The organism is Pseudoalteromonas sp., from assembly GCF_041613455.1.
In the GTDB taxonomy this organism is placed as follows: Bacteria; Pseudomonadota; Gammaproteobacteria; order Enterobacterales; family Alteromonadaceae; genus Pseudoalteromonas.
The window spans coordinates 1-6,829 of sequence record NZ_JBFJHD010000163.1 but is presented as its reverse complement, the minus strand read 5'-3'; the positions used below and the strand labels follow the sequence as shown (position 1 = coordinate 6,829).

Genomic DNA, 6,829 nt, shown 5'->3' with positions numbered 1-6,829 from the left:
TGCCCACTATGCAGGGGTATCTCAATCAACTGTATCTCGCGCTTTACGTAACAGCCACCTTGTTAATGAAGAAACACGCAAGCGTGTTTTCGATATAGCTAAAAAGCTTAATTATAAAGTTGATAAAAATGCGAGTAACCTTCGCACTCAACAAAGCAGCACGCTTGCATTATTGTTATTTGAAGATCCCACTTCTGACGAGTCCCAAATAAATCCTTTCTTTTTAGCCATGCTTGGCAGTATTACCCGTGCTTGCGCTAAAGAAGGTTACGATTTATTAGTTTCATTTCAATCGGCCAGTGCTGATTGGCAAGCAGACTACGAAGACAGCCACAGAGCTGATGGCATTATTTTACTCGGGTATGGCGATTACATTGATTACCAACCAAAATTTAACACCTTACTTGAACAAAATACTAAGTTTGTGTGCTGGGGTGCAACTGTAGATAACCGTCCCGATTTAACTGTTTGTTGTGATAACTACGGTGGCGGTAAGCTCGCCGCTGAACACTTTATTGCGCATAGCAGAACTGATTGCGCTTTTATTGGTGACGCCTCTGATCACAGCCCCGAATTTTTTAGTCGTTTTCAGGGTTTTAAAGATGAGCTATTGGCCAACAACGTTAAAATAAATGAGCGTAAAATGGCTAATGCTATCTCTACTGAAGAATCTGGCTATCACGCCACACGCTCACTAATTGCTAATAATATTAAATTTAACGCATTATTTGCTGCAAGTGACTTAATTGCTATTGGGGCTATACGCGCACTTAAAGAAGCAAATATTAACGTGCCAAAAGATGTTGCGGTAGTCGGCTTTGATAACATAGCCATTGCAAGTTATGTAAACCCCCCCCTAACTACAATAGAGCAAAACACCACTATTGCTGGGCAAATGTTAGTAGAGAACCTATTAAAATTGATACGTGGTGAAGAAGTTCAAAGCACCCTACTTCCACCTGTATTAATTTCACGAAAAAGTAGCAGCTAAAATTCAAATATCCTAATAAATTTCAACATATTAAAAAAGGCTTCTAAATTTATTTAGAAGCCTTTTTTAATAACTGCAACATGCTTTATTTTAGTCTTTAAGTGACTCGCCAACCACTGGATAATAATCCCATACTTGTTTATCACTGAGTGAGCGTACAAGCTTAATGTATTCTGCATGTGTCCATGCAAGTGGCGTTGCTGAATTTGTGCCCTCGCCTAACGCATAACCTGCTTTATTTACACCAACGCCATCCCATACTTGCTCTGGTAGCATTAGCCCTTTATTGGCAAATTGCTCCAAACCTTTAACATAACTATTTTTAATTTGCGCTTGTTTAGCATCATCCAGAGCGTTGTTCGCATTAGCTGCTGCGATTTCGTAATGCCCGCGTTCACCTGTGAAAAACGGCCATACACGACCACGTTGGCCTGGTGTATTACTGCCACCCTCTGCGTAATTAGTGCCTGTTACTTCATCTTCGCCGTAGCCATCATTACCGTAGCGACGATAGCCTGCAAATGTGCCGCTGCCGTCGTCAAAGCTAAAGCTGTATTTAACTTGTAGGTTATCTTCAAGCGTTTCGTCATCGTACTCAGGTAGTGTTTTAACAATGCTTTCGTCGTTAGCACCACGTACGCCATAGCGTACTAGTTCTAAAAACCCGCCATCTAAAATTTGCTTTTTATTAAACCCTTCACGGCCATTATTAGCGTTAATTTTAGTGTCTGAGTTTGCATCGGTATCTTGGCCTATACGGATAAAGTATTCGCCATCGCTATTTTCGCCTTTTAAGTTACCTTTAGTGGTAAACATTTGCGATTCAATATCGTTGTTATACTTTTTAGCCGTAGCTAGGTAGCGCTTTGCGTTTGTATCATCACCACTTAGTGTTGCAATATCACTGGCTGTAATAAGGCCAGCGACTATTGCCGCAGTAGTCGAAGGCGCATAACCGCTTTGCTCTTCCCAGCGCTCTTGCTGTGTCGCCGGTGGTGTAATTTGCGTGTCGTTCCACAAAATTTTAGCAAGGCCGCCATCAACTAAAAAATCAGCCGCTGGTTTTAACATTTTGCCGTACCAGCTTTTTAGCTCTTCATCGCTAAGTACATTGGCTTTATGTAACTTCCAGGCAAGCATAATAGGCATAGCTGTTTGGTCAAGCTGTACGCCGACCCATTCAAGCTCACCATCTACATGTGTTTTTTGCAAAAACCAGCCTGTATCGCCTTTATTACCTGGTGTTTTGCTGTTTACTTGCACTTTTTCAAGGTATTCGAACGCTGTTTTTGCTGTGGCAGTATCGCCAAGCGCCATAAATGCCATGGCTACTTGATAAAAATCGCGCACCCATACCGCTTTATAACCCGTAGAACCTTCTTTGGCTGAAACCGTTTCGCCCCATGGGTTAGATAAAGAAGCAATTAATGCCCCTGCGTGTGTTTTATCTTCTTGTGCTTTTAATACCATGGCGCTTGTGTATAAAAGCTTACCGTTATCGGCTGTTTGTTCAACCATGGCATTAAGCGGTTTTAGGCTTTGTAGGTAATCTTCCCAGCCTAGCGCTTCACCTTTGCCGTTGTAGTGATCGAGCACCGCTTGGTACCCTTTTGCCAAACTTTGTTCACCTTGCTGAATACTTTGCTGCTGCGTTTTACCAAAGCTCAGTGCTAAATCAAAGGTAGTATTTGCACTTATCTCGCCAAGCTCTGCAAGCATGCTTACATTACCAGCAGTTTCGCCGGTATTTGTGTATTGGGTGTTTAAAGATTGAGTAGTTTTAAGCGCGTTAATGCCGTCACTTTTTCCTGTAAACCCTACCGTTTTTGCTTTAAATGGTGATGCGGATTGAAGTGATAGATAGTTATCGCTTTCCCACGCGACTAGGCCTTTCTCTGTTGTTTTAGCAAAGTCACCTAAGCCATTGTTGTTAATGTAAGGGTTTACCACAACATACGCTTTTAGCCCTTCAAGCTCAGTATTAAATACGCTGCGTACAAACAGGGTTTGCCCATCTGGGTCAGTAAAAATGTGTTTTTCTAGGCTAAAGCGCCCTTGTTTATCAGTGCTAGTTACTTTGTAGGCAAGCGATAACGGGCGACCTTGTGCATCTTTATGTAAGTAATCAATGGTGACATCTAAATCATCAGCTTCACTAACGGTAAAGTCTTTACCTGTTACTATAAATTGCATGTCTTTTATTTGAGCTTGGTGAATAAGCTCAAACATGGTTTCGGTGATCATACCTTTAGCAATTGAAAACCACACCTTAGATACATCGCCCGTTGCAGCTGAATCACTGTATTGGCCGTTTTGGTATTGCTCGTATGACGTGCCAATACCTGTTTTACCCGCATAAGCCCAAAAAGGCTCTGCGCCTGGGGCGCCTGGTGCTGATGTAACCTTTGCAGTGGTACTTTCGTTAGTTGTGCTTGTGTTTTGAGCGCCGCAAGCTGTTAAACCTAACGTTAAAAGTGAGGCGGTTATAAGGTTATATTTTTTCATTGTGTGTCCTTAATGTGAATTTTTAACGCGCATTACCGCAACGGCAGCGACAACGAACGAGGCTGCACCAATTAACAATGCGTAAATAGGCTGATTAGAAAATACGTGGCGTAAAATGAGCCCTAAAATGCTGGCGGCAAGTAACTGAGGTATAACTATAAAAAAATTAAAAATACCCATGTAAACGCCCATTTTATTACTTGGCAGTGCGTTACTTAGCATGGCGTAAGGCAGCGATAAAATAGACGCCCACGCAAACCCCACCCCAATCATAGGAATAAGTAACATTTTAGGATCTTGAATAAACATAAAGCTTGCAAGACCTAACGCGCCCAGCAATAAATTAAAACAATGCGCGCCTTTTAAGCCCATTTTTTTAACTAAAAACGGAATACACATAGCGGCAATAGCTGCAAAGCCATTGTAGGCGGCAAATAAAATACCCACCCAGTCTGCACCATCGTTAAATGCTTTAGAGGTTGCATCGCTACTACCATAATGAAAGCTTGTTACTGCTGCGGTGGTATAAATCCACATGGCAAATAAAGTAAACCAGCTAAAAAACTGCACCCAGGCAAGCTGCTTCATGGCTTCTGGCATTGTAAATACATCTTGTACTACTTGGTAAAAACCACCTTGAGTTTTGTTAGCACTTTTAAGCGCTGCTGCAATCCACTGCACAATACCAAACGCTAATAAACCACCAGCTAATAGGTATAATTCTTTTTCAAGCGATAAGCCCATGACTAATGCAAGGGTTGCTAAACCCAGCACTACAAAAATAATGGCGCCTTTATTAAAGTTAATATCAACCAGTTTGCTTGTAGTAGGTTGAGCGCTTTGCTTTTCAAAAGCCGCTAATTGCTCTGGGCTGTACTCTTTTGTACGTGCAACGGTCCAAAGCACAGCAACAAGTAGCACCACCCCGCCCCAATAAAATGAGTATTTAACAGACTCTGGAATTTGCCCAGGCGCTGCAGTATTACTTACATCAAACCAGTTGGTCATCATCCATGGTAATGCTGAGGCTAGTACCGCACCAATACCAATAAAAAAGCTTTGTAACCCGTAACCTGTAGCGCGTTGTTTTTCTGGTAAATTATCACCAACAAGTGCTCTAAACGGTTCCATGGTTACGTTGATTGACGCATCCATAATCCATAACATACCAGCGGCAATCCAAAGCGTAGGAGAATGCGGCATAATAAATAATGAAAGCGTTGTTAACACTGCGCCTATAAAAAAGAACGGACGGCGACGACCAAAGCGCCCCCACGTTTTATCGCTCCAGTAACCAATAATAGGCTGTACGATTAAGCCAGTAAGAGGGGCTGCAACCCATAGAATGGGAATATCATCAACTTGTGCGCCTAGAGTTTGAAAAATACGGCTCACATTGCCGTTTTGTAGTGCAAAGCCAAATTGAATACCTAAAAAACCAAAGCACATATTCCATATTTGCCAAAAACTCAGGTTTGGTTTGTTGCTGTCATAATTATTATTTTGATTATTCATGATTAGCCTTATTAGTTAAAACTGCGCTGCTAAATGCATCAAGTGTGAGTGTGAAGCTTGCGCCTTGAGACCCTGATGTGATCTCGGTGCTGTGCTGCTCAAGTAAGTCATGCAATTGAGTGTGTTCGCTAAGTACCGCTAATTGCACTTTTGATAAATTAACCGTAATTGTTTGAGGTTGTTCACTAAAGTTACTTAATACGTACAGCGCTTGTTGGCCAAGTTTGCGCGTAAAACCTACAACTCGCTCACTTCCTGTAACGCTAAGCTCAGTCATTTCACCGCCTACTACAGCAGGTAAACTATTAAGTGACATAACCGCTTTGTAGTAGTCACGAAGTGCTACTTGCTCTTGTGTTAAATTAGCACCGTCAAACTTGCCATTATTCATCCACGCTTGGTGCGCTGGCACACCAATGTAATCAAAAATACTGGTGCGTGTAGCTGTGCCAAATCCTGCGTTTTCTGAGCCATCTTCTCCCACATCTTGACCAAAATATAATAACGTGGGTGCGCGGCTCATTAAGTTTGAAACCACCATAGCCGGTTTACCCCACGCAGCGTTACCTGCAAAGTCAGGGCTCGCGATGCGTTGTTCGTCATGATTTTCTAAAAAGTGCAGCATGTGCGCTTCAATATCAGTAACTTGGCTTTGGGCTGCAAAAATAGTATTAGCAGCTACTTTACCCTGCATAATGGCTTTTAATGTGTCGTAAAAGCCGACTTTGTCATACAAGTAATCCATTTTCCCTTGGTGAATATACGCACGGTACATTAGCGGGTTATACACTTCGGCTAATAAAAAGGCGTCGCTTTTTTGCATTTTTATCGACGAATTTAAAAAACTCCAAAATTCTACAGGCACCATTTCGGCCATGTCGTACCTAAAGCCATCAACGCCTTTATCTAACCAAAATAGCGCTATGTCTCTAAATTTGTACCAGCTGTTAGGGAGCTCTTTACCTTGCCAAAACTCGTAGTGAGCACGGTAATCCTTGTCTTTATAGTCGCTTGGCAGCTGAGCAAAATCGTAGCTGCCATCAGGCTTTACACCGTAATTCACTTTTACAGTTTCGTACCAATCGTTAATGTCGGGTTTTGGTGCACGGGCACCGTTACCTGTCCATTTAGCAGGTGTTTCATCAAAAAAGCCATCAGCAAGTGGGTGAGCTTTTCCACCTAATACGTTATAGGTTGTAGAAGTAGGCACTTGAAATGACTGCCCAGGCACATAATAAAAGTTGTTATTTTTATCGTACGTTTTACTAGTGTCGTCTTGTTCGCCAAAGTCTTTAACGCCTTTAGGCTTTCCAAGTGATTGATAATTGCGGGCAACATGGTTAGGCACTATATCAATAATGACTTTCATACCGTGGTTATGTGTACGTTCAATAAGCTGGCTAAACTCTCCCATGCGGTTCGTCACATTAACGGCTAAGTCGGGGTTAACATCGTAGTAATCCTTAATTGCGTACGGTGAACCTGCACGGCCCTTTACTACATCGGGGTCATCTTGCGAAATGCCGTAGTCGGTATAATCGCCTACTAACGCATGGTGTAACACACCGGTATACCAAACGTGCGTGGTACCTAGCTCTTTAATGCCTTTGAGGGCTGCATCGTTAAAGTCGGCAAATTTGCCTACGCCGTTTTGCTCTTTAGTGCCCCATGGCACATTGGCTGTTTCGGTATTACCAAACAAACGCGTAAATACTTGATATACAACCGGCTTGGTAAGCTCATTTTGTGTGTGTGCGGGTGTTTGCTGTTGTTCAGGTTTGTTATTTTCTGAACACCCTGTAGCAATAAGTGCACTAC

At 42.4% G+C, this 6,829-nt stretch carries 4 protein-coding genes; 1 reads left to right on the top strand and 3 read right to left on the bottom strand.

Going from position 1 to position 6,829, the window contains the following annotated elements:
• Positions 1 to 991: LacI family DNA-binding transcriptional regulator (locus ABYB02_RS12935; RefSeq protein ID WP_372762855.1), on the top strand; the 991-nt coding region annotated here is incomplete at its 5' end.
• 90 nt (positions 992 to 1,081) lie between these two features.
• Here ABYB02_RS12935 and ABYB02_RS12930 read toward each other — a convergent pair.
• The 3 genes from ABYB02_RS12930 to ABYB02_RS12920 all read right to left on the bottom strand — a co-directional run.
• Positions 1,082 to 3,496 carry a glycoside hydrolase family 15 protein gene (locus ABYB02_RS12930; protein ID WP_372762854.1) on the bottom strand — a complete coding sequence of 805 codons (2,415 nt, stop codon included), beginning with the start codon at positions 3,494 to 3,496 and terminating at the stop codon, positions 1,082 to 1,084.
• Positions 3,497 to 3,505: 9 nt separating this feature from the next.
• Positions 3,506 to 5,011 carry an MFS transporter gene (locus ABYB02_RS12925; protein WP_002959744.1) on the bottom strand — a complete coding sequence of 502 codons (1,506 nt, stop codon included), beginning with the start codon at positions 5,009 to 5,011 and terminating at the stop codon, positions 3,506 to 3,508.
• A partial coding sequence (locus ABYB02_RS12920) for an alpha-amylase family protein (RefSeq protein ID WP_372762853.1) occupies positions 5,004 to 6,829 on the bottom strand: 1,826 nt, incomplete at its 5' end. The genes ABYB02_RS12920 and ABYB02_RS12925, both read right to left, overlap by 8 nt.